This window comes from Vibrio splendidus 12E03 (genome assembly GCF_000272105.2).
GTDB classification, from domain to species: domain Bacteria; phylum Pseudomonadota; class Gammaproteobacteria; order Enterobacterales; family Vibrionaceae; genus Vibrio; species Vibrio splendidus_I.
In genome coordinates, this window is record NZ_AJZD02000085.1 from 14960 (window position 1) to 39709 (window position 24750).

A 24750-nucleotide genomic window follows, 5' to 3' on the forward strand; every position below is an offset into this window, starting at 1 on the left:
CACTTATATATTTACGCACTTATATATTTACGCACTTAAGTACTGAGCCCGGAATGAACGAAAAAAGCCGCCTATCAATACCCATTGTCATCGGTATCAATAGACGGCATACACTTTATTGTTCTAGGTACTTAACACGAACTTCTTTGATTTTGCCGTCAAATTTGAACGGCATCTCATTATAATAAGCTTGTGATACTGGCGAGCCTAAATCAGAGCCAATATCAAACCCATCATTGAATGAGAAGAACGAAGGCGCTGTTTTTGGAACCACACCAGAGGCGAACGTTTCACCATTCACCTTGATGGTGATATCGAAAGGCGTAAACGGCCCCGGCTTAGTCGCTTTAGATTCAACTTCTATCGTCACTTCACCTTCTGGTAACACTTTCTCAGATTGGATATGTGTGTGTTCCATCAAAAACAGGTTGTACTCATAGTTAAGCTTTCCGTCTTTCACGTACACCGTCATACCACCTGAGAATGCACCGACCGCGTAGAGCACACCATTCGTATCAGGAGTAACCACCGCATCAAACTCAACGAGCGTAGAACGGTTGCCGACTTTTGGTGCTGCTATTTCAGGGATTCTGGTGATTTCATCAGGATACGTCCATTGCGTATATTTACTCTCTGGCGCATCTTGCGGGCTGTGTGCTGCAGTAGACCATAATGATCCACCAATCGGGAATGCTTTGTTATCCTGCGCTTCTTGCTCGAAAATCGCCTTCATTTCTTCCAGTTTTTCAGGGTACTTATCAGCCAGATCAACCGCTTGAGACCAGTCCTCATCAATGTGGTATAGCTCCCATTTATCAGTTTCAGGGCTCCACTCTCTAAAACCTTCGGGCATACCTTGAACCCAAGGTGCTCTTGGCCCAAACGCACTCGCAAACCAACCATCATGATAGATACCGCGACTGCCTAAGATCTCAAAGTATTGGGTTTTCTTCTGCCCTTTCACATCCGCATCGTCAAACGAATAAGTCATGCTTTTACCATCGATTTCATCTTGAACATGACCGTTGACCACTTTAGGTGGTGTAATGTCTAAGATGTCGTAGATAGTAGGCGCGATGTCGTTAACGTGATGGAATTGCGAGCGTGGCGTCGCATCGGGTTCAATTTTCGCTGGCCAACGCACCGCAAGAGGTTGACGTGTTCCACCAAAATGAGCCGCAACTAACTTGGTTGATTTATAAGGGGAGCTGCCTGCCCAAGCCCATGCCGCATGCGCCATGTTCTCGAATTTAGGACCGCCTAGCTCATCAATTGAACCGACCTTGTTCATCGCTTCAATTTGTTGATTTGTCGTGGTTGGAATGGCGTTTTGAGCGAGCAATTCAGCAAGCGTGCCGTTTTGCCCTTCCGATGACGCGCCATTATCACCCCACAAGTAGAAGAAGACAGTGTTGTCTTTGTAGCCAAGCTCATCGATTTCATCGGCCAAACGACCAACCTGAGCGTCGGTATGCTCAATGAAGCCGGCGTACACTTCCATTAAACGTGCTTGGAATGCTTTTTCATCTTCAGGTACATCGTCCCACGCAGGCATACTTTCTGGCCTTGGTGTTAGCTGCGCGTTTTCAGGAATCCAGCCCATTTTCTTGGCTTTTTCGTATACGTCTTTTCTGTATTCATCCCAACCAGCGTCGAATTTGCCCTTGTACTTATCAGCCCATTCTTTGGTTACATGGTGAGGGCCGTGTGCCGCACCACTAGACCAATACATCATGAAAGGTTTGTCAGGCTGTAAAGACTTGTGCTGACGCATCCACTTTATCGCTTGATCCGCAAGATCTTCACTCATGTGATAGCCTTCGCGGTGGATTTTTTCTGGATCAACAAACGTGGTGTTTTCCACCATAGTCGGTTCATATTGAGATGCACCAGCACCAACAAACCCATAGAAATATTCAAAACCATAACCCGTAGGCCAATTATCAAAAGGCCCCGCAGCTGTGGAATCTAACGGGTGAGTGTTGTGCCATTTACCAAAAGCAGAGGTTGAATAACCGTAGTTTTTAAGTACTTCAGGAAAGGTCGCACTGGTTTTCGGGATCACCCCTGCATAACCATCCCAATCGTTAGCGTATTCCGCAATAACACCTGCGCCAACACGGTGATGGTTTCGACCAGTAAGCAATGAAGCTCGTGTAGGCGAACACATCGCTGTCGAGTGGAAACGGTTGTAGGAAATACCTTCACCAGAGATTTCATCTAACGTAGGCGTATTGATTGGACCGCCGTAAGTCGACGTTTGGCCTGGGCCGACATCATCGATCATCACGATGACGATATTAGGAGCATCTTCAGGTAGATGGTTAGAAATAGGACGCTTGTTATGAGTAGATTCAGCAAGAGTATGTTTGGCCACCGAGGTCGATGGCTGACTAGGAAACGGTAAGACCTCTTGTGCGACAGAACCCGCAGCAAAACAAGACATCATGATGGCACTAAGCTTTTTCATTCGGACACCTTTGAGAACAGGAATTAACTCCGGTCTACCTGTTGTGCTAAAGACATCCGTATACCGTCATTTAGCGAAGCAAAATAGATCAGAGATGTAAAACTCAATGGCGAGGGGTCAAAGAAAATAGCCTCAGCACCAATGTAGTTTTTCAGTGCTAAGGTTATTCAAAAGGGGGATATGCAGGTAGAGCGTGGCGTTTATATCAGCAATAAGTGGGGTTTATAGTACTAATCCGCGCATCCTAGGTGTGCTCGAATAGTTTCTCTAACTTTTATGTGGTTTTCTGTTTTTTGATAGCGTCGATGGTATGCCAGACAGTATTCCAATGGCTTATGCTCTATCGGGTTTTCCAGTACTTGAAAATTTAAACGCTCTTGCCAATTGAGTGCAAGATGTCGAGGTACGATCGCAACTCTATCGCTGATGGTGACATCAAGCAGCATCGCTGAAATTGAATGGGTCTTGCATTGGATATTCCTACTTTTTGGACTCTCCAAGCGGATATGTTCGAATCCATCCATTCCTTTCCATTGGGTGGCTAATGCGACATGCCCCTCTTCATAGAATTGATTCCGTGAAATATGACCATGAATTCTTGGATGGTCACGACGGCACACAATAACGGTCGATTCGCTGAATAACGGCTCAGTGACAATGGAGTGGTCTTTGACCATAAATATGCCCACGGCTAAATCGACAGATAACGATTTAAGTTGGTGCAGCAGTATTTCCTGATCTAATGGAGTATGTTCTATCATCATTGACGGTAGAACGGGCAAATCCAATGCCAGCGCCTCGTTCACATAAACCGAATAAGTAAAACGCTCACTCAAGGCATTTTGTATTTCATCAAACCCAACGCGAAATCGAGCGGCTAAACGAATGGCCATCGCGGTCGGTTTCATCGTCCGCCCCTCTCGATAAAACAGGGGCTCACCAATCTCTTGTTCCATTCGCTTTATAGATGCACTCACCGCAGGTTGTGTGATACCTATGGTTTCAGAGGCTTTGGTATAAGAGTGATACTGGTAAACTTCTAAGAATACTTTTATCAAATTCAGATCAAAATCCATGGTTTACCTTCTTACTCCGCAGCAATGTTTGTACTTTATACCACTTCCACAAGAACAAGATTGATTACGACCAATGGTCACCGAGCTTTTGCTTACAACTGCTGTCAGCTTCACATCTTGATAAGCCAATGCCAACATGATTTCATCGGCAAAACGACCAACAGATAATAGCCTACGCATTTCTTTCATGTATTGAGCACTGTACTCGAAGAATTTTCTATAGCCTTGGCAAAAGTAGTTATGCCCTGGATGTCCGCTTGAACTACGTTCAAAACGATGTTTTGGACACCCTCCATTGCAGGCAAACTGAAATGGGCATTTTTTACAGTCGGGAGTCAATGTTGTCTGTTTTTGTAGGCCAAACTCAATGGCTTGCTGGCTGTTATTGCATTCAGAAATCGATTTATGATGAATATTGCCCAAACGATGTTCTGGGTATACATAATGGTCACAATTGTATAAGTCCCCGTTCGCCTCAAGAGCAAAAGCATGACCACAACGTTCAGTAAAATGACACATTCCAGACTGCTGTCCGCACCAAGCACTCAACGTACTATCAAACATATTCACAAAAATGGAGCCCACATCTTTGCGTACCCATACATCAAAAATGTCACAAAGAAATTCGCCATAGGCTTGCGAAGGCACCGACCATGACGTCACTTCCGCTAAAGGCTCATCGGGTAAGACAAGTTTTAAATCCGTTTGAGAACATGTTTGCTTCGCTCGTTCGACCAACGGAATAAACTGAATATACGTTGAACCAATCTCTTTCAAATGCTGATACACCCGCTTTGGATGCTTTACATTTTCATTATTGACGACGGTAAGCGTATTAAACTCAACACCATGCTTTTTTAACAATTCGATACCTTGCATAACTTGAGCATGTGTTTGTTTACCCGAGCGGGTGACTCGGTAAGCATCGTGTAGATCTTGTGGCCCATCAATGGACACACCGACTAAAAAGTGATGTTTTTTGAAAAACTCACACCAAGCATCGTTAAGCAAAATACCGTTGGTTTGAAAGGTGTGTTCAAGTTTTTTTCCCTTTCCGTACTGTTCACATAACTGCATGGCTTTTTCAAAAAACGCGAGCCCCATCATTGTTGGTTCACCGCCCTGCCAAGTAAATTGAACATGGTTGTTGCTTTGAGCTTCAATGGTCTGCTTTATATAGGAAATTAGCGTGTCATCACTCATTCGCCAGTTTGTTTGACGTTCAGGATAGAGTTGGTGTTTTTCAAGATAGAAACAGTAACTGCAATCAAGATTACAGACAGAGCCGGTCGGCTTGGCCATTACGTGACAATTGTGAGGTGCTTGCATGAGTGAACCTTATAGTCAGCCCATCCATTGTGGCTAATTAGTGAGAAGCGTCCATAAGTGTGTATCACCATTCTATAGGTTCAGTTTCTGGCTAAATAGTCGGTGGTGGTTACATTTACTATAAACAGGATTTATAGTTCATACCTCTGAATAGCTCAAATCCACGACCACCGACAAATATCGACACATTTTAGTGATTAACCAAAGCCTTCTTCTGCTCTCTACTCTTATATTCTTCTGCTTTGGTTCTGGGTGAGTTTAAAGTGTATAACTCGACATCTAGGCTTGTTAAACGAATCAGTGACGATAAGAAAGGGTCACAAAGTGAATACGGTTATCTTCATAACTTCCTGTTGGCTGGAGTGTCACGTTGTCGGCTGTGATATCCGCGATTCCATTATTTTGATATTGATACGCTAAGCCTAACTTGTTGCCAGATTCAAGCTCATACTCACTACCAAACCCAATGCGCCATTGCTGGTCAACGGGCAGTAGTACGTCTCGCTCATTCTCGTTCACTGGAGAAGAGTCGTAGCTAGCGCCACCATAAATCGTAAATTTATCCATCTTATGCGCCGCGCCAACACCTATAGAATAGGTCCATGTATATTTGTCATCATAATCTTCCCAGTTTTCAAACTTAGCGTTAACCATTAAATCAGTTTGTTTGGAAAGAGCATGCTTAAGCCCCAAGTCGATACTAGTAACCCAAGATAAATTCGCTGTTGGATTCACATCTAGCGACGTTTCAATATCAATTTCATGGTCTGTTTTATGCCGATATTGCATACCTAAGTGTGTATTGTCGCTCAACGTGTAGTACGAGCTCAGTGCAAAAGAAGGAGCAACACTGTCACCGGTAGCAAGTTCTTCCAATTGAGTGTTCACGCCACCAACGACGTCTATTTTCATGTATTGAAGAATCAAAGAACCGCCAAGGGAGAGCTTGTCTGTAACTTGATATGAAACACCAGTTGTAATATCGACGACAGCAATAGCGTTCTCTGAAATGGCATTAATTGGATTGGCGCCGACACCATTGCTATATTCAGCACCTAAGCCACCCGCGGAATGAAGACTAATTCCAAGTACCGCTTTCTTATTCACTCTTTTAGCATAAGAGGCGTGAGGTGCGATTAACCCCTTTGAGGCTTCAGTGCTCTCTCCTGAATCATCACGAGTGAACTGGTTGAATACATTGATATACTGAGCGCCCGAAACATACGAGCGATCTTCAATGCCAGAAAGTGCAGCAGCATTTGAGATTGTTGCAGAAGAGTCAGAACTGTTTGTAACGTTGGCGGCCCCTGCTGTTGCAACGCTTTTGGTTGTCGCTATTTGAGACATGCTTAAGCCAGCACTATTGACCCAAAAGGGGGTAAGAGTGGCACATGCAACCACAACATTGAGAGCGACTTGCGTCATCTTCATTTTATAGATTCCTTAGGATGTTTCGAGAGAATTTTTCGGCGTATCGCACACTTGCAACAAGCCCACACTTGAACCATCCGCAATAAAAGCTAGAGCGTTCACGTAATTAGTAATTAAGTGGCGCCCGAACCTTTCTTGTCATTCAACTCAGCCACAAACTCAATATTGTCTTGGATTTCGTTTAACTTAGACCAATTTCACTTGTAGATTTTCGATGCCCCGATTCATATCCGCATTTAACGTGTCATCACTCATTTAACAATTGACTGGGTGTCCAGGACAGAGTTGGTGTGTTTCGAAATAGAAAAGGGAGTTGCAACCAAAATGACAAACAGAACCCGTCGACCTGGCCATTAATGAAAACGGTCCATATAAGTGTGTTCCACTATTCTATAGGTTCAGTTTTGGTCTAAATAGTTGGTGGGGATTACATTTGCTATAAACGGGGTTTATAGTTAAACCTTACGGCGTCGTCTTTATGCGATTTATATTTAGTAGTATATTAAACGTACGCTTTTAGGTAGTAGGTGCGCGGCTTTGACTACGTTATAGTTATGTCGGGGGTTCTCGTCATGTTAGCCATGCGAGCTCTGCTCGGGTTACAACAAACGGTTCTTATACTGCTCTGGCGTTTGGTTCGCATAACGTTTGAACATGGTAATAAATGGACTCGCTTGGTTATAACCCAATGTTAGAGCGACCTCTTTTACCGATTGGCCATTCCTCAACAAGTCCATTGAGTAGAGGTAGCGCACTCGCAGTCGCCACTCCGTAAAGCTCATTCCGAGCTCCGTCTGGCAATGGCGAGAAAGGGTTCTTTCCGTGGTGTGGACACGTTCAGCCCAATCTTTCAGCGTCACTTCATCGGTTGGGTTCTCTTCAACAGAAGCCAATATAGGCGCTAGGTACTTATTGTCAGTTGAAGGCAAGAAGTGGTGTTCAACCTCACGCTGCGCAAGTTGGTCAAGCAGTACCTGAACGAGCCTTTGATCTTGTTCTGTTTCCGCAACATTGATTCCACGCTCGCGAAAATCATCGATGATCGAAGACACAATCGGCGTGATCTTTATAAGGCTGGTTTTATCTGGCAAATGTTGCGTTAGCTCTGGGGCGATATTTAGCGAGCAGTAGTCCAAAGGCTTACGGTTATAACTGCAATGCATTACCCCGGCCGGTACCCAAATCGCCAAATGTGGTGGCGCTAGAAATCGGGTGCTTTCCGCTTCCATCTCTAATATACCGCCACTGATCAATTGAACCTGTCCCCATGAGTGGCTATGAACTCGGGTTTCAGTGTTCGAAAGAAACGCTTCAAAATTCATAAATACGTTGGATGGTGCCTTATCAATTGATAAGGATGGGTGAAGGTTTCTGGAGTGTTTTTTCAAACTTGTCTTCCTATCGCGCCTGATGTCTTTCTAAAGATACTTGTAAGTATAACGACCTGTCAAACTAGTCGCATCAACTCATTTGCGACGGAATTCACATGCATTATCTCTTACCATTTTTTACAGTCTGTATCTGGGGCGCCAATGCAATCGTCAATAAGCTTGCTGCAAGCACCATAGAACCTAGCGCGATGAGTTTTTACCGCTGGTTTTTTGCGATGTTAATTCTCACGCCTTTCTGTATTCGTCCAGTGATGAAACAGTGGGCCGTCATTAAACCAAACCTGTCGAAATTAGCGTTCCTCGGCTTTTTAGGCATGGTATTAAACCAATCTCTAGGTTACTACGCAGGCTTAACCACAACGGCTTCCAACATGGCATTGATCACGTCTCTAGTCCCGTTGATCAGTGTGTTTCTAAGCGTTCCTTTGTTACACAAGTCCATTTCTAGTTTGAGTATTGTGGGCGGTGTGTTGTCACTGTCAGGTTTAGCTTTGATGTTAGGTAAAGGCGATCCTTTGTTCTTCATGCACCAAGAATTGACTCAAGGCGACGGCTATATGCTGATTGCAGCCTTTGTTTATGCTTCTTACTGTGTGCTGTTGAAACGCTGGAAAATGCCAATCAGTAACTGGGTTGTGATTTACATGCAGGGGCTTTTTGCCGTCGCAATGCTAGCGCCACTTTGGCTTACCAGCGAACAGCTTTTACCACCGCAACAAGCGATCCCATTAATAGCTTACGCCGCGGTGGCCGCTTCGATTTTAGCACCTTGGATGTGGGTGAAAGCGATTGATACCATTGGTGCGGACTCAAGTGCGATGTTCATGAACTTGATGCCAGTTATCGCAATTGTATTAGCTTCCACTTGGCTAGGCGAAGAGATTAACCAGTTCCATGTCATTGGTGGTGTGATGGTCATTTCAGGTGTCATCCTTGCTCAAATAAAGAGAAAACCAAGGCTTGAGGCTCCTCTCCCTCAACAAAGCTAAACGCATTACCCGACGCTCATATTAGGGTAAATATTCAAACTCACGTTTCACACAGCAAATGAGAGTGGCTACTGTAATCCCGATTACGATGAGCTCTTACAGCAAGCGAGCAAAACGGAAGATCAGTCTAAACGCTTTACTTTATATCAGCATGCTGAGTCGTTACTCAACGATTCTGCAGCAGTTATGCCTCTGTATCATTACAATCACACACGATTAGTGCGAAATACACTAAAAGGCTTCCCAAACAATAATCCGAAAGGAAATATCTACGCGAAGGATCTATACTTTTTAAAACAGTAAAAGTGAGCTGATAAGAAAACAATAACCACTACCACTTTAGTGGTAACTGAGATACAGTCACTTTAACTAAACCAAATCAACAGCGGTTAGTTGGCTAACACAAAAAAGGTACCGACATGAGTACCACACGGCTTAGAAACACCTAGCATTGCGCTAGGTGTTTTTTTTTGCAATCGACCTATCTAGTGACTTAATCAGTATTTCTATTCTCTTGCTTGATATCACTTCATCCATGTTTGCCATTCGCCTGATACGCCTTTAAGCACCAATATTCATCAACTGATCATCTGTTTGAAAAAAATAGTCTTAACCGTGAGATTATCCGCTTTAACTTATGTCATCTTAAGTATATTGTTACTAGCAAGTAACAAGCATGTTATGCAGCAAAATAATAATGAAGGAAGATAGATGAGCAGTAGCAATAGCCGACAAGATGGTAAACGAGACGTTACTCTGCGTTTTTTAGCTGAACCCGGGGATGTGAACTTTGGTGGTAAAGTTCATGGTGGTGCAGCAATGAAGTGGATCGATTTAGCAGCCTACGCTTGTTCTGCAGGGTGGAGCGGTAAATACTGTATAACAGCCTATGCAGGCGGAATTCGATTCGTTGCCCCAATTCATGTAGGCAACCTTGTGGAGGTAAGTGCAAAGGTCATCTACACAGGTTCATCTTCAATGCATATCGCTATCGACGTGCAAGCAAGCGACCCTAAAGAGCTCAATAACCGCCTAACAACTCACTGTATCGTTATTATGGTCGCTGTTGATGAGAATGGTAACCCGACTAAAGTACCAGAGTGGATACCAGAGACGCCAGAAGACATCGAATTACGAGATTCGGCTATTCGCCTAATGAACATGCGAAAACAGATTGGTGAAGAGATGGAAGCTCACGTGAAGTACCTGAAATAAGGTCCACCAGCAGCCCTCCCCCTACAAAACCTTATTACAATGCCAAGCGCCTGCTTGGCATTGATCTATTTGATACCTTCGTGCTCTACACCGCCAAACCCGCTGCACGCCCAATACAGACGACAAGAGCGTGATACCCAGCCAAAGGTTGAAATGAATCGGCACTTGTTCACTGATTTATTTTGACTGTAATAAAGTCGTCATTTTGCTCTGATTAAATACCGCCAATCATAATAGATGCATTTGAATTTCTTGGAGCCACTCTTGAGCGTCATACGCCCCACTCTTAGCGAGTCTACACTGAACAATTTAAAGGCTGTTGAGTACCAATGGGTTAGAACTTTGTACGTCGAAGGCTACGACAGCAATGAAATCAACCACTATATCCAAACGTGTTTCGGTGGAGATCCGACATTTGCCGATCTATTTCGTCGCGTGGCACTCGATCAAGAAAGTATCTATGTGTTATTGCAACACTTAGGCTGTGCTCCCTCGAGCAAAGAGTTCTGATTTCTAACTCCCGCCAAAAACCAGATATATAAATAAAACCACTTTCATAACCCTCGCAAATACCACTTAAAGACTCTGTAACTGCCTCTCGCTTCCCTACACATTTTCAGTGCAATTTCAGGTTTTGTTGCATACAAATCATTGAAGTATCACGCATTGGAATATTAGCAACATATCAATAGTACAACGGCCACTTATACTGAGTGTCTGATTTGTGAGACTCGTTCATTTCTACAAGTAACCAAAATGAAGTGGTCGGTATTTAGGAGAGAAGTAACTCGAAACTTTGGGTTTTAAAGTAGATATGAGCGCGATAGTTGACGAGTAACGCTGAGACAAAAAACAAACAGTAGCAGGCATAAAAAAACCCAAGTAAATACCTGGGTTAGAGTTACAAAAACCACTAATCATTAATAGCGTAAGGAACCTGATTAGTAGCCAGCTATGCGTAACCTGAGGGTTATTTTTATTACTGATCGGCGGCCAAACCAAATGATGTAATAAAAATGCCAATATAGAGCGACCTAACGGTCGCTCTTTTTCTTTCTTATAGAGTACAGCTTATCCTTTTACACCACCTGCCGTCAAACCGCCAACTAACCAACGTTGAGCAAGTAAGAACACGATAGTAATCGGAAGTGCTGATAGTACAGCCGCTGCCGCAAAGTCACCCCATAGGTAGTTCTGAGGATATAGGTACTGCTGCATACCTACTGCTAGTGTGTAAGAGTTCACATCTGTAAGTAGGATAGACGCTACTGGTACCTCACCCACCGTCGCGATGAAAGATAGGATAAACACAACCGCTAGGATTGGCACAGACAGCGGTAGTAGAACCAGTCTGAATGCTTGCCAAGGCGTTGCACCATCAAGGGCAGCTGCCTCTTCCAGAGAGTTATCAATCGTTTCAAAGTAACCTTTAATCGTCCATACGTGCAATGCAATACCACCTAGGTAAGAGAAGATTAGACCACCGTGTGTGTTCAAGCCTAAGAACGGAATGTATTGACCAAGTTTGTCAAACAGCGCGTAGATTGCTACTAGAGCCAGTACTGCTGGGAACATTTGGAAAATCATCATCGCTTTCAGGATAGTTTCTTTACCTTTGAAGCGCATACGAGCAAATGCGTAAGCCGATGTCGTTGACAGTGCCACGATTAAAATCGATGTAACACCTGCCACTTTAATCGAGTTCCATAACCAAGTCAGTACTGGGAACGGAGGTGACGTTACCGATCCATCTGCGTTCGTCACTGACATACCTAATGCTAGCTTCCAGTGTTCCAATGATGGGTTATCTGGAATCAAACTACCGGTTGCGAAGTTACCTTCACGGAACGAGATCGCGATGATCATCAGTAGTGGGAAGATAATCATTGCCAAGAAGCACCACAACACTGCATGCGTTGCCCACACTCGGTATTTAAGGCCTTTACCTTGTACCATAGCCATTGTCGTGCTCCTTAATCTTGAGACAGTTTAGTGAAACGAAGGTTTAGTAACGCTAGTGCACCAACCAATAGGAAGATAAGCGTTGCGATAGCACTTGCTAGACCGAAGTCTTGACCGCCGCCACCTTCGAATGCAATTCGGTACGTGTAGCTTACAAGCAAGTCTGTGTAACCCGCTGGCTCAGAAGTACCAATCATGTTCGGGCCACCGTTCGTCAATAGTTGAATCATTACGAAGTTGTTGAAGTTAAAGGCAAACGCTGCAATCAATAGCGGTGTAAGCGGTTTAATCATCAATGGGAACGTAATGCGCTTAAAGTTATCAAGGAAGTTCGCACCATCGATTGCTGACGCTTCGTATAAATCATCAGGAATCGCTTTAAGCAGACCCATACATAGAATCATCATGTAAGGGAAACCTAGCCATGTGTTAACCATCAACACCATGGTTTTCGCAAGAATCGGGTCTGAGAACCAGTTCGGGCTTAAGCCGAAGATATTCTCGAGCACCATGTTGATCTCACCAAAGCTTTGGTTGAATAGACCCTTAAAGATAAGAATCGAGATGAACGCGGGCACAGCGTAAGGTAGAATCAGTAAAACACGATAAATAGAACGACCTTTCAACTCTTCCCATTGCACGATGTTAGCCAGTACAAGGCCGATAACTAGCGTGAACGCTACGGTACATACTGAGAAGATAACCGTCCAAATAAAGATGCTGATAAACGGTTCTTTAATGCCGTCATCTTTCCATACACGCTCAAAGTTATGTGTACCAATGCTAACCACGAAACCTGGAGAGATGGTGTTACCGATAAACTCACCGTTTGCATCAACAGGCTGGTAGAAACCCACATCCATATTCGGCTTGAGAACTTCACCCGTTTCATTGTTGATTAACGTTTCGTCATCATCTTGAAGGGTGTAAAGCGGGGCAACAGAAGCAAACTTACGTAAGCCACTCATGCGGATGTCACCACCGTCCGGTAGATTGAAATCAACACCACTGATCGCTGAACGGTTTTGGATGATCGCTTTGATCTTCTCTTTTTCACCTTGCGCAGACTCGATAACAGATAGGTCCATCTCTGTTTCTGTCATATTGTCTAGAGAAAATACGTCAGTCGCTAACAGTTGATCGCCATCTTTTACAACGATCTGGTGACCGTCATCTGTCTTGTACAAAGTAAATGGGTAGCTCTCACCGCTTTGGAAAGAACGGTCTAAAAGAACGGTTTGAGTACGCTCTAGAGAAAGTTGGTTTTTCGCGCTGTAGTTAGTAAACGCAAGCCCTACGGTGTATGCCAATGGGAAAAGAATGAACAAGATCATTCCGGCAATACCTGGGTAAATATAACGGTGGGCGTAAGTTTTTTTACTACCAAAAATGTAAAGTGCCAAAGCCGTTAAGATCACTGTAAGCAGCGCAAAAGCGAGCTCACCGCGAGAATACATTAGAATTGTAGCGTAGCCGTTTATTAAGCCAACGCTACCAAGCAACCCCCATTTGATGAAGACGCTTTTACTGCCTGGAAGGCTTGATGGTGCTGGGATAGCATCTGTACCTTGAACTGACTGCATAGAGGAACCTGCTAGCGATATAGATAAAAAATAGAAAAGTAAGGAGAGGTTACCCCCTCCTTAAAAGGTAGTGCCTGGGTGTTACTTAACCATACGACCTTCAGCAGCTTTTAGTGCTTGGTCTACTGATTGACGGCCGTCAACTACGTTGCCGATCGCTTCTTCCATGCTGTACCAGAATGTTGTGAACTGAGGGATGTTAGGCATGATTTCACCGTTCATCGCGTTGTCCATTGTTGCTGCAATACGAGTATCGCTGTCTAGTTGACGTTGGAAAGAGTTAAGAGCAACAGCACCTAGTGGCTTGTCGTCGTTCAGGCTCTTCATACCTTCATCAGTTAATAGGTAGTTTTCCATAAACTCAACAGCTAGGTCGCGGTTTGGAGACGCAGTGCTGATACCACCCGCCCATACACCAACGAAAGGCTTAGACGCTTTACCGTTGAACTTAGGTAAAGTTGTTACGCCGTAATCTACGCCAGCTTTCTTGATGTTTTCCCAACCCCAAGGGCCGTTGATTGTCATTGCAACGTTACCCGCAACAAATTCAGACTCAGCAACTGAGTAATCCATGTCTGCAGAGATAACTTTGTCTTGTACCATCTTCTCGATGAAACCTAGAGACTTCTGAACACCATCAGTCGCTACGCCCGCATCTTTAATGTCGTAACCTTCTGCAGTCTGTTTGAATGCGTAACCGCCGTCAGCTGCAAGTAGAGGCCATGTGAAGTAAGCGCCGCCACGTAGAGGCCACATGATTGCTTTCTTGCCGTCTTTTTTAAGTTCAGCATCAAGTGCTGGGATTTCTTCCCAAGACTTAGGTGGGTTAGGAACAAGCGCTTTGTTATAAATTAGAGAAACTGACTCAACAGCAACAGGGTATGCGATTGTTTTACCTTCGTATGAAACAGCGTCCCATGCGAAGTCTACGATACCTTCTTTAGTTTCTTTAGAAGGTTTGATATCAACAAGAAGTCCCGCTTCTGCATAGCCGCCAAAACGGTCATGTGCGTAGAAGATCATGTCTGGGCCATCGCCAGCTGCAGCTACTTGAGGGAATTTCTCTTCTAGCTTGTCAGGGAAAGCGACGGTTACTTTAACACCAGTATCTTCTTCGAAGCGTTTACCTACTTCAGCCATGCCTTCATAAGCTTTGTCACCACCTACCCAGATTGTTAGTTGTCCTTCTTCGATAGCAGCATTTGCACCAAAAGAACCCAGAGCAACTATTGTACCTAGAGCTACAGCGCTTAGAGCGTTTTTCATGTGAATATCCTTTTTATATTTATACGTAGGGCACATCTACCAAGACGAGCCAGTTTTCGGAGGTTATGATCTGAGAAAACAGACCTTAGCTCATCATCCTAGCCACTACGCCCTAGCTATTATGGCTTAAATTCGTGATCGCCATCCGGTCAGATTAGAGACTGAAATCACAAAACGCATAGTCATCGTGATCAACATCACCGTTACATGGTGGATTTATTTGAACTGGATCGCCAATTATTAATAACCCCATTTATCTACTCCTCCCCTCCTACTCCCCCTAGTTAATTTTCCATTAGGAGGATGTACCCTTACGCCATTTCACCGAAACTGCATTCATCCAAGAGTGGATAGTAAGAACCCTTTACCGGCAAGTGTTATGCGTTGACGCATTATTCATTTAGTTGGCTTCACTGCCCGCTGGTGTCTTATATTAGCATCGAGCTAAATCTGTGATTGAATCACGGGGGAGGTTTAGCTGGATGTGGGGGAAATGGGCATCAGTTTGGCTATGACGGGTGGGCTTGGTTAAAGAAGCCAAGTCTCACCCACTTTTTTTCTTACTCACTCAATACTTACCAATTCCTACAGTTACTGCTTACCCAAAAATTTCTTATAATGATAAGCAGTAAAACTTAAAATTTGATCGATCGAGGACAAGCTAGATGGCGAGTGTCACGTTAAAAAACGTTTATAAATCATATGGTGATGTACAGATTTCTAAGGACGTAACCTTAGACATCAACGAAGGTGAATTCGTAGTATTCGTTGGACCATCAGGTTGTGGCAAATCGACGCTATTACGTTGTATCGCAGGTCTAGAAGACATTACGTCTGGTGATTTGTACATTGGCGACAAGCGCATGAATGACGTTGAACCGTCAAAGCGTGGCGTAGGTATGGTATTCCAATCATACGCGCTTTACCCTCACCTTAACCTATACGACAACATGTCTTTCGGTCTTAAGCTAGCAAACGCAAATAAAGCTGAAATCGACAAGCGTGTTGAACATGCTGCAGAAATTCTTCAGCTTGGTCACCTTCTTGAGCGTCAACCTAAAGCACTTTCTGGTGGTCAACGTCAACGTGTTGCGATTGGTCGTACTCTGGTTTCTCAACCAAACGTATTCCTACTTGATGAGCCTCTATCAAACCTAGATGCTGCACTACGTGTTCAAATGCGTTCGCAAATCACCAAGCTACAGCGTCAACTGGGTTGTACCATGATCTACGTTACCCACGACCAAGTGGAAGCGATGACAATGGCGGATAAAATCGTTGTTCTGGATGGTGGTTATGTATCTCAAGTCGGTAAGCCGCTTGACCTTTACCACTACCCTCAAAACCGTTTCGTTGCTGGCTTTATTGGCTCACCGAAGATGAACTTCATGTCGGTACACATTGAACAAGCTGAAGCAGAACGCGTACAAGTTCAACTTTCTAACGGCATGACTTTCTGGATCCCAGTTGATGGTACGACTGTTAATGCTGGTGACCGTATGTCTCTGGGTATTCGCCCTGAACACTTGATGTCTGCTGAATCAGGTGACGCGACGATTGAAGCTGACGTGATGATGGTAGAGAAACTAGGTAACGAAACTCAGGTTTACCTAAACCTTGAAAGTGCCGATGCTGATGTTATCTATCGCCAGCCAGACACGTTAAAAATCGAATCAGGTGATAAGTTGGCGATTGGTATTCCAGCGCACCGTTGTCACCTGTTCCACAGCGATGGCCGCGCATGTCGTCGTTTGTACAAAGAATACGGCACAGACTAATCGCTTAGGATATAACTGCCCATATCGAATCCCTCTTACTCAGTAAGGGGGATTTTTTTATGTGTTGGAAACAATTTTACTTACATTGAATCGTTCGTGAATCAGCCATTTTTCTTGAGCTAGCGGCAATAAAAAAGGTCTAGCAACTGCTAGACCCTTATCTGTTAGTTAGGCTATAAACCCAACCGCTAATATCACTTCTTTCAGACATGAAACCTGTCTAAATCGACTTAGTGAATTGGCGTATCATTCTGTTTGTTGAACTGGCCAAAATGCTTCTCTAACACTTCAGGTGTCAGTTTGCCTTCCGCTTCTAGTCGCTTGAACTCAGCAACAATTGCTTTTTGCTCTTCAAGAGATGGCAGTTTCACCTCAGGCTCATCGCCCATCTCTTGAGTCATCTGCTCTAGTTCTTTTTCAAAATCGCTCATGATACTTACCTAAATATTAAACCTAACCAGATTTTACTCATTTACGCCCTATGATGCTAGGGCGATTGAGTGCAAAGCCCGAAACCAGATCAAGCGAACGTCAGTTAGAAGAAAACAAGCCCGTAAATAAAAAGAGCTGAATTCACGATTAAATGAATCCAGCTCTTAGTTTATGTATCTTTCTAAGCCATGCTACAGCTTAAAGGGATTAAAGCTTAAACGAACCAACCATCTTATCTAGACGAGAAGAAAGGTCTCGAAGCTCTTGGCTCGCCTCAGCAAGTTGCTCAGCCGTGCCCGTTGTCACTTCGTTGATTGCGTTGATCTCTTCAATGTTCTGGTTGATTGTATGAACTACTGTTGATTGCTCTTCCGTTGCCGTTGCCACTTGAGTGTTACGGTCTGTGATATCAACGATACGGTCTGAAATGCCACTCAGCACGTCTACCGCTTCATCCGACGCCGATACACCTTCAAGGGTTATCACTTTACCCGCACTCATTGCGGTTACTGCATCTTTCGCATCGCTTTGCAGTTGGTTGATCATCTTCTGAATCTCTTCCGTTGAGTCTGCAGTACGACTTGCTAGGTTACGAACCTCATCAGCTACAACCGCAAAACCACGACCTTGCTCACCGGCGCGGGCTGCTTCAATCGCTGCGTTCAATGCGAGTAAGTTAGTTTGCTCTGAAATATCACGAATAACACCCAGAATAGAACCAATGTCTTGAGTTGTAGAAGCAAGTTGCTCTACTACCTGACCCGTGCTTTCGATATCTTGAGCCAAACGGCTGATCGCGTCTTTTGCTTTGTTCACCACAGAGCGGCCTACTTCCGTATTGCCTGACGCTTGAGTTGCCGTTTCTGCTGCTGTTGCCGCGTTCGATGCAATCTCACTGATGGTCATACCCATTTGGTTAATAGCAGCTACGACTTGAAGGGTTTGATCACGCTGTTCTTGGCTATTGTCGTGGGTGATGTGGGCTTTATTAGAAACACTCTCTGCAGCCACTTGAAGCGCTTGGCTTGTCGAACACACCTCTTTCATCGACTCGTGAATCTTTTCAATGAATCCGTTGAAACCTTTTGAAAGCTGTGCAATTTCATCGTTGCCTTTCACTTCGATACGCTGTGCAAGGTCACCGTCGCCTTCACCTAAGTCGCCGAAACGCTTAGCCAAAAGCTTGATCGGTTGAGTAATGCTGTTCGCCAGAACTACGCCCATTAGGATAAACACTAATGCCACAATCGCAGTCATGATCAGCATCTTTTGCGCTGTCGCATCTAGCTCTGAAAACACTTCATCAGTCGGAACGACACCAATAACAAACCAGTCCATTGAAGACACATACAAGCTCGCCACGAACAGCTCTTTGCCTTGGCTTTCAGTGGTAATCAGGTTAAAGCCCGACTTGTTCAGTAGTTGGCTTGCTTGAGGACCGTAAAGTTGTTGAAGTGAAGAGTCACTGCGAGAACGCTCGCGATGAATTTGAACATCACCTTGGCTATCGGTTAAGAAGACAAAACCGGTATTTTCAATCTTGAAACCGTTCAGCAGATTAACCATGTCATCCATCGACTTTGATAGACCAGACATCGCCAAACCAGAAGGCTGCTGATAGTTAGCAAACATCTTCACTTCGCCATTGGCTTCTTGGAACATACTCACCATGGTCGGCTGTCCAGATTGCGTAAAGCCAAAGAACCAACCATCTTGCTGTTGGTTTAACTGACGTAGGAAACCATTTTGGTTCCAGTAATACGCCGTTTGACGGTTCGCCACTGAGGCATCATTCAACTGATACTGGTTACGAACATTGTTCAGTTGTTTCACCAGCTTGTTTTCTAATGCCGGATCGCGATCGGTCGATTCGATAGCATCAGAAATAAATTCATTTGAAGCAATTTGCTCCGCCGCTAGCAATAGCTGAGAGACTTCTCGGTCAATTTCACCATTGATTCGCTCTAGCATTCCTGGAAGTTCAATATCGATCAATCGATGACTTAATACATCTCTTGCTTGTTGTTGTGCCATTGCGCCGACAATCACTGTCGATGCAAGAACCGCAAAAGTAATTCCAAGTACAACTTTTTGCTTGATACTCAGAGAGTTAGTTTTAAACATATTTGGACCTTTAAAAAGAATCGCTCGTTATTGGTATACCCTGAACAGGACTTTTTTAGTGCACTCCAACAAGCAATGCACAATCTGAGTGATGTATCGGCCACAACCAATAAAACTTGAGACTTTTCTCTCAAAAAAATGCAAATGTGATGTAACAATTAGAACCATCCACCTTGAGCATGAATTAACTAAGCAAATAACCGCATTGTCGAGAGTCGATTTTAGTTCTCAGCCCGTAGACCCAACCGAACTCAAACCACTCCCCACCTCTCAGCTTTTGTATATAAAAACCAATTGATATGGTAATAATCACAACCTAACGATGTTTTTAGCTAACCACTTGTAAATATTTCCAATTTTGAAAAAATAAATTACGCAAATGTACTGGAACTTTTTCCTCGAAATCAGTGACCAATACTCAAAATAAAAATCAAATGGATACCCAGAGAGTCCAAAATGCACAAAACAAATTTCGAAGTCCTTCAAAACTATCTAGAGTCTCAAATCATTGGTCAAAAAGAGCTCGTTAAGCAACTGATGATCGCCCTTTTAGCAGATGGTCATATCCTCGTTGAAGGGCCTCCCGGCTTAGCAAAAACTCGCGCAGTAAAATCATTGGCTGATTGTGTTGAGGGTGACTTCCATCGTATTCAATTCACTCCCGATCTGTTGCCTGCTGATTTGACGGGTACCGACATCTTCCGTCCTGAGACTGGGGAGTTCACTTTCCAATCAGGCCCGATTTTCAACTCATTGATTCTAGCGGATGAGATCAACCGTGCTCCGGCGAAAGTTCAAGCGGCAATGCTGGAAGCGATGGCAGAGAAACAAGTGACTGCCGGTCGAAAAACCTATGCGCTGCCTGAGCTATTTTTGGTAATGGCAACACAAAACCCGATTGAGCAAGAAGGCACTTACCCGCTGCCGGAAGCTCAATTAGACCGTTTCTTGCTGCATTTAGAAGTGGCTTATCCCGACATGGAAAGTGAGCTGGAGATCTTGCGCCTAAACAGAGGCGAAGCTCAAGGCAACGAATCTGTTCAGCCACAAGAGATATCTCAGCAAACGATCTTTGAAGCGCGCCAAGAAGTGCTCAACATTCACATGGCAGACACCATTGAGCAGTACATCATCAGACTGGTTATGGCGACTCGCCAACCTAAGCAATACAGTGACCAACTTGATCAATGGTTGGACATGGGTGTCAGCCCGCGTGCAACCATTGCGTTAGACCGTTGTGCCCGCGCTCACGCTTGGCTTGCAGGACGAGATTACGTCACTCCACAAGACGTTCAAGCGATGGCATTCCCTGTGTTACGCCACCGTCTACTGCGCAGCTACCACGCACAAGCTGAAGGTGTCACCGCAAACCAAGTGATCGCACACCTTATTTCATTGGTTGGCAGCGCATAGGGATACGCGCATGAATAATCAACTACCCAACCATAGTGACGGTGTCACGTTGAGTCTAGATGAGCTGCTGCAATACAAAGCGCAGTCTGTTCGCTGGTTGCCTCCAGCCAAGAGCCTTTGGTCTCAGCTTAACGGTCAACACGAGAGCAACCGCAAAGGTCGCGGAATGAATTTCTCTGAAGTTCGTCAATATCAAGCGGGAGATGACATTCGCAGCATTGATTGGCGTGTAACAGCCAGAACGGGCAAAGCGCATACCAAGCTGTTCTCTGAAGAACGAGAGCAGCCTGTCATTTTATTCTTGGATCTATCAAGCAGTATGATTTTCGGCTCAACCTTGTTGCTCAAATCGGTTCAACTTGCACACTTTGCTAGCCAACTGTGCTGGCTCACTGTGGCTCAAAAAGACCGAATTGGCGCGGTGATCGATACTGGCAAAGAGGTCATTGAGATTAAGCCAAGTGCAAGCAACCATGCTCCACTGCGTATTTTGCAAAAAGTCATAGAAATCAATAATGCAGCGCTGACTCATCACGACAATCATAATGACACGACCTTAGAGCATGGGCTGAAATCTCTGCACCAGCTTTGCCCTAAAGGAAGCGATATTATTATGCTCAGTGACTTTGTGCGTTACCAAGAAAGTGACTACTCACTTATCAGTCAAATTCGAAGGCACAATCGAGTACGTCTGGTGCATTTCTACGATCCGCTAGAGCAAGGTGAAACCGCCTATAAAGGTTCTAAACAGGTCACCGATGGCAGCAAAACTCAATGGTTTAATTTCTCTTCTAATAAAGAAAAGCAAAAGCTTAACCATGCTTTTTCGCTTAAGAAACAGCAGCTGCAACAGATGGGTTTGTCTCTCGCTATACCCTATAGCTCGCTGTCGAGTGCGCAGTCACTCATGAGCCAGATATCAGGAGCTCAGTCATGAAACAGCCCTTAGATTTAAGTCCGGTTATTGCGCCAGACGCACCGACTTGGTGGCCTTTGGCGTGGGGCTGGTGGGTAGTGATTATCACAGCCATTACCCTGATTGCCTTGGCGTTTTTCATTCTGAAACGTAGAAAAAACAATCAACAGACGAAGCAAGAAGCGCTGTCTTACTTTAGTAATAGTCAGTCTTCAAATCGCTTGTCTCCGAGCGAAGCACAACGCATCCTTCGTCAGGCAGCATTGAGCTACTTCCCACGAGAAAAAGTAGCAGGTCTAGCAGGCGATGATTGGTTGAAGTTCTTAGACGCACAATTGAAAAAGCCGTTGTTTGTAGCAAAACAATCCCAGTGGCAACAAGCGCTCTATCAAGATGTAGCCCTAATGAACGACGAACAGAAAAAGGCTCAACAGCAATTGATTAATGACTGCGAAATATGGCTTCGTAAAGCCCTTCCTCCTAAGCGAGGTCGTTATGAGTGATTTTCTAAGCACTATGTTTCTAAGCAGGGACTTGCTAAACATCGAGTTCGTTTGGTGGTGGATGTTCTTCATCGCGCCACTGCCGTTGCTCGTTTACTTGTTCTCACCAAAGTCAGAATCAAGCCATGCCCTAAGGCTTCCATTTCTGCCAGAAGACAGCAATACCAAAACACCGAGCAGTCGCTTACCAAAGGCGTTGTCCGTGATTATCTGGCTTCTGCTGGTTACGGCGAGCGCACGCCCTGTATGGTATGGCGAACCGGTGGAGTTTCAACCGAAGCATCGTGATTTGATGTTGGTTGTCGACCTCTCCTACTCGATGAGCCAAGAAGACATGCAGTTCAATGGCGAATACATCGACCGCTTGTCGGCGGTGAAACGCGTGTTGAGTGACTTTATTGAGCGTCGTAAAGGTGACCGAGTCGGATTGGTACTATTTGCTGATCACGCCTATCTGCAGACGCCACTGACGTTAGATAGAGACACGCTTTCACAACAACTCAATCAAGCGGTGTTAAAGCTTATCGGTACTCAAACCGCAATTGGTGATGGTATTGGCCTTGCTACCAAAACCTTTGTCGACAGTGACACCCCTCAGCGTGTAATGATTCTACTCAGCGACGGCAGTAATACGGCCGGGGTATTAGACCCGCTAGAAGCCGCGGATATTGCAAAGAAATACGACGCGACGATTTACACCGTGGGTGTAGGTGCAGGCGAGATGATGGTCAAAGAGTTCTTCATGACGCGTAAGGTCAATACTGCTCAAGACTTGGACGAACGCACACTAATGGAAATTGCCAAACGCACTGGCGGTCAGTACTTCCGAGCACGTGACAGCAAAGAGTTAGCGACGATTTACGACACCATCAACCAGTTAGAACCCGTGACGAACGCCACTAAGATCTGGCGACCGCAACAAGAGTGGTTTGTATGGCCACTGTCGGCGGCAATGTTCTTCGCATTTATGCTGTTAGCCATTAGGAGAAACAATGTCTAACTTTACTTTTATCTACCCATATTGGTTCTTGGCGCTTGCCGTGCTGCCCGCTATTTGGTGGCTGAGCAAGAGACAATCCAAACAAGGATTACTCGCGTCACACATCGCTCGATACTTGGCGCCAGAATCGAGTAAGCCATCGAAAAATCGCAGTACTTACTTCGGTATTTGGTGGCTGGTCGGCGTTGTTGCATTAGCTGGACCAAGCTTCGAGAAAAACGAACAGCCAAGCTTTGAAAAAACGCAGGCGCGAGTTGTGATGATGGACATGTCGATGTCTCTATACGCTACCGACATAAAACCAAATCGCCTGACTCAAGCGCGATACAAAGCTTTGGATCTGCTCTCATTATGGAAAGAAGGTCTAACCGGAATGGTCGCGTACGCTGGCGATGCTTACACCATCAGTCCGCTTACGTCAGACATCAACACCATCAAGAGCCAAGTGCCGAACTTGTCTCCGGATATAATGCCTTACCAAGGCGGTGATGCCGCAACAGCCGTTAAGCTTGCGATTGATATGATGACTCGCGCTCATATCTACCGAGGCGATCTAGTTCTGATTGCTGACGATATTGATGCTCAAGAGAAGAAAGAGATCGACTCGCTACTCTCTGGCAACGATTGGACATTGTCGATTCTAGCTGTAGGGAGTGAAAGCGGTGCGCCAATCTCGTTACCTACGGGGTCGATGCTGCAAAGCGACTCAGGACAAACCGTGGTGGCAAAAACCAACTTGAAGAACATGCGCGAGCTTACACGCAGCTATGGTGGCACGTTCACTGAAGTTCAATTTGATAACTCAGATGTTGAACACATCGCGAGCTACCTCGACCGCGTTGCAACAACATCGGAAGTAACCAAGACCAACAACTCACTCAACACCAGAGTGAACAACGGCTTCTGGTTACTGCCTTTGCTATTACTTCCCGCACTTGGATTATTCAGGAAAGGGGTTATTTGGTGTGCCTTAGCTGGAGTTATCTCTTTTAGCCAACCAAATACTGCGTTTGCGAACCCGTGGAAAACCGATGATCAAGTAGGCTATCGGCTGTATCAGGACGAGGACTTCCAACAAGCTGCTGAACAGTTCACCCAACAAGAGTGGAAAGGCATTGCTCAATACAAAGCCGGTGATTTCGAAGCCGCAGAGCAGACGCTGCAAGACCTTTCTGGTGAAGATGCTCGCTACAACCTTGCAAATGCACAAGCCCAACAAGGCAAGTACGATCAAGCGATAGAAGAGTATCAACACATTCTAGATAACAACCCTGAGCACGCCTATGCCAAGAAGAATCTAGAGATCGTCAAACAAGCCCAACAGCAACAGCAACAGCAACAGCAACAGCAACAGCAAGGCGATTCTGAATCCAAAGACCAAAACCAGCAAGGTCAGCAAGGTCAGCAAGGTCAGCAAGGTCAGCAAAATGATTCTTCGCAAAGCTCTCAGGATCAACAACAAAGTTCCAGTGGCAAGTCGCAAGATCAAAGCAGTAACCAAGATCAACGCGGTAGCCAAGACCAAAACTCATCTCAAGGCCAACCTGAAAATCACTCTGACTCTGAAAAGTCTAAACAAGACGACAAGCAAGCCGGTCAACAAAGTAAGAGTGATCAGCCGAAACAGAGTGACCAAGAAGGCGCTACACCTCAAAGTGCTAGCGCACGACAAGCTTCAAAAGAAGATGGTGAGCAAAGTGGTCAGCAAGCTGTAGCACAAACCTCAGATCAACCTCTGTCGAGCGACCCTGACATGCGAAAACTTGAGCAAGTAGAAAGCGCCCGTGACCCGAGCCAACTGCTTAAAGCGCAAATGATTTTACAAGCACGACAAAAAAGTGCTCCTAATAACCAAAACAAAAAGTGGTAACC

The 24750-nt window shown here is 44.9% G+C and carries 19 protein-coding genes and 1 pseudogene; 10 read left to right on the top strand and 10 right to left on the bottom strand.

The annotated features are described in order from the left end of the window. Positions 1 to 115 precede the first annotated feature (115 nt). The 5 genes from A142_RS07760 to A142_RS07780 form a co-directional block, all read right to left on the bottom strand. On the bottom strand, positions 116 to 2470 hold the full coding sequence (locus A142_RS07760; RefSeq protein WP_019822916.1) for an arylsulfatase: 2355 nt from the start codon (positions 2468 to 2470) through the stop codon (positions 116 to 118). Between the two features lie 230 nt (positions 2471 to 2700). Further along, a complete protein-coding gene (locus A142_RS07765; RefSeq protein ID WP_019822917.1) occupies positions 2701 to 3546 on the bottom strand; it encodes a LysR family transcriptional regulator in 846 nt (281 codons plus the stop codon). A gap of 3 nt (positions 3547 to 3549) precedes the next feature. Further along, the gene (locus A142_RS07770; RefSeq protein ID WP_019822918.1) at positions 3550 to 4875 is read right to left on the bottom strand and encodes an anaerobic sulfatase maturase; all 1326 of its coding nucleotides are present in this window, start codon (positions 4873 to 4875) and stop codon (positions 3550 to 3552) included. Between the two features lie 297 nt (positions 4876 to 5172). Further along, positions 5173 to 6306, bottom strand: coding sequence for an OmpP1/FadL family transporter (locus A142_RS07775; protein WP_019822920.1), 1134 nt, complete (start codon positions 6304 to 6306; stop codon positions 5173 to 5175). Between the two features lie 599 nt (positions 6307 to 6905). Then, positions 6906 to 7694 (bottom strand): AraC family transcriptional regulator, encoded by a 789-nt coding sequence (locus tag A142_RS07780; RefSeq protein WP_017101015.1) that lies wholly within the window; start codon positions 7692 to 7694, stop codon positions 6906 to 6908. Positions 7695 to 7792: 98 nt separating this feature from the next. Between A142_RS07780 and A142_RS07785 the strand changes: the two genes are divergently transcribed. The 4 genes and pseudogenes from A142_RS07785 to A142_RS07795 all read left to right on the top strand — a co-directional run bounded on the left by A142_RS07785 (position 7793) and on the right by A142_RS07795 (position 10411). Next, on the top strand, positions 7793 to 8686 hold the full coding sequence (locus A142_RS07785; protein WP_019822924.1) for a DMT family transporter: 894 nt from the start codon (positions 7793 to 7795) through the stop codon (positions 8684 to 8686). Positions 8687 to 8734: 48 nt separating this feature from the next. After that, positions 8735 to 8989 (top strand): annotated as a pseudogene (locus tag A142_RS25625) (peptide ABC transporter substrate-binding protein); the annotation flags it as partial. A 408-nt stretch (positions 8990 to 9397) separates the two neighbouring features. Beyond that, positions 9398 to 9901 (top strand): acyl-CoA thioesterase, encoded by a 504-nt coding sequence (locus A142_RS07790; RefSeq protein ID WP_019822926.1) that lies wholly within the window; start codon positions 9398 to 9400, stop codon positions 9899 to 9901. A 237-nt stretch (positions 9902 to 10138) separates the two neighbouring features. After that, positions 10139 to 10411: a hypothetical protein gene (locus A142_RS07795; protein WP_019822928.1), complete on the top strand. Its 273-nt coding sequence runs from the start codon at positions 10139 to 10141 to the stop codon at positions 10409 to 10411. Positions 10412 to 10972: 561 nt separating this feature from the next. On the opposite strand, the gene malG is transcribed toward A142_RS07795, so the two are convergent. From malG to malE, 3 genes are all read right to left on the bottom strand, one after another. After that, entirely contained in the window at positions 10973 to 11863 is an 891-nt protein-coding gene (gene malG, locus A142_RS07800) for a maltose ABC transporter permease MalG (RefSeq protein ID WP_019822930.1), read from the bottom strand. 11 nt (positions 11864 to 11874) lie between these two features. Then, on the bottom strand, positions 11875 to 13446 hold the full coding sequence (gene malF, locus A142_RS07805) for a maltose ABC transporter permease MalF (protein WP_019822932.1): 1572 nt from the start codon (positions 13444 to 13446) through the stop codon (positions 11875 to 11877). Between the two features lie 81 nt (positions 13447 to 13527). Continuing rightward, a complete protein-coding gene (gene malE, locus A142_RS07810; RefSeq protein ID WP_017060048.1) occupies positions 13528 to 14712 on the bottom strand; it encodes a maltose/maltodextrin ABC transporter substrate-binding protein MalE in 1185 nt (394 codons plus the stop codon). 665 nt (positions 14713 to 15377) lie between these two features. Here malE and malK point away from each other — a divergent pair. Then, the gene (malK, locus tag A142_RS07815; protein WP_019822935.1) at positions 15378 to 16490 is read left to right on the top strand and encodes a maltose/maltodextrin ABC transporter ATP-binding protein MalK; all 1113 of its coding nucleotides are present in this window, start codon (positions 15378 to 15380) and stop codon (positions 16488 to 16490) included. 230 nt (positions 16491 to 16720) lie between these two features. On the opposite strand, the gene A142_RS07820 is transcribed toward malK, so the two are convergent. Continuing rightward, entirely contained in the window at positions 16721 to 16921 is a 201-nt protein-coding gene (locus tag A142_RS07820; RefSeq protein ID WP_010431457.1) for a hypothetical protein, read from the bottom strand. Between the two features lie 208 nt (positions 16922 to 17129). Further along, positions 17130 to 19046 (bottom strand): methyl-accepting chemotaxis protein, encoded by a 1917-nt coding sequence (locus A142_RS07825; protein ID WP_019822939.1) that lies wholly within the window; start codon positions 19044 to 19046, stop codon positions 17130 to 17132. Positions 19047 to 19502: 456 nt separating this feature from the next. Here A142_RS07825 and A142_RS07830 point away from each other — a divergent pair, with 456 nt between their 5' ends. From A142_RS07830 to A142_RS07850, 5 genes are read left to right on the top strand one after another with little or no spacing between them, the layout of a single operon-like run. After that, complete coding sequence (locus A142_RS07830) at positions 19503 to 20459, top strand: AAA family ATPase (protein WP_019822941.1); 957 nt, start codon at positions 19503 to 19505, stop codon at positions 20457 to 20459. A 10-nt stretch (positions 20460 to 20469) separates the two neighbouring features. Next, complete coding sequence (locus A142_RS07835; protein ID WP_029405496.1) at positions 20470 to 21396, top strand: DUF58 domain-containing protein; 927 nt, start codon at positions 20470 to 20472, stop codon at positions 21394 to 21396. Then, complete coding sequence (locus A142_RS07840) at positions 21393 to 21878, top strand: DUF4381 domain-containing protein (protein WP_019822945.1); 486 nt, start codon at positions 21393 to 21395, stop codon at positions 21876 to 21878. Before A142_RS07835 ends, A142_RS07840 begins: the two co-directional genes overlap by 4 nt. Beyond that, positions 21871 to 22878, top strand: a complete 1008-nt coding sequence (locus A142_RS07845) for a vWA domain-containing protein (protein ID WP_029405497.1) — start codon at positions 21871 to 21873, stop codon at positions 22876 to 22878. The genes A142_RS07840 and A142_RS07845 overlap by 8 nt, the downstream gene beginning before the upstream one ends. Then, entirely contained in the window at positions 22871 to 24748 is a 1878-nt protein-coding gene (locus A142_RS07850) for a vWA domain-containing protein (RefSeq protein ID WP_019822949.1), read from the top strand. Before A142_RS07845 ends, A142_RS07850 begins: the two co-directional genes overlap by 8 nt. The last annotated feature ends 2 nt before the right edge of the window (positions 24749 to 24750 follow it).